1 rRNA gene is annotated in these 522 nt (G+C 55.2%); it reads left to right on the top strand.

From position 1 onward, the window contains the following. Window positions 1-522 (top strand): 23S ribosomal RNA (locus GH2_RS21160); the annotation flags it as partial.

The following is a 522-nucleotide window of genomic DNA, read 5'->3' as shown; positions in this document are numbered from 1 at the left end:
TTGAGTCGCTGGGTCTAGACCCGAAGCGGAGTGATCTACCCATGGCCAGGGTGAAGCAGAGGTAAGACTTTGTGGAGGCCCGAACCCACTTCAGTTGAAAATGGAGGGGATGAGTTGTGGGTAGGGGTGAAAGGCCAATCAAACTCCGTGATAGCTGGTTCTCCCCGAAATGCATTTAGGTGCAGCGTTGCGTGTTTCTTACTGGAGGTAGAGCTACTGGATGGCCGATGGGCCCTACTAGGTTACTGACGTCAGCCAAACTCCGAATGCCGGTAAGTGAGAGCGTGGCAGTGAGACTGCGGGGGATAAGCTTCGTAGTCGAGAGGGAAACAGCCCAGATCGCCGGCTAAGGCCCCTAAGCGTGTACTAAGTGGAAAAGGATGTGGGGTTGCTGAGACAACCAGGAGGTTGGCTTAGAAGCAGCCACCCTTGAAAGAGTGCGTAATAGCTCACTGGTCAAGTGATCCTGCGCCGACAATTTAGCGGGGCTCAAGTACACCGCCGAAGCCGCGGCACTCACAC

It is taken from the genome of Gordonia hydrophobica NBRC 16057 (assembly GCF_001592365.1).
Taxonomy (GTDB): domain Bacteria; phylum Actinomycetota; class Actinomycetes; order Mycobacteriales; family Mycobacteriaceae; genus Gordonia; species Gordonia hydrophobica.
Note: the sequence above shows the minus strand (reverse complement) of the source record. Positions and strands in the feature narration are given on the sequence as shown.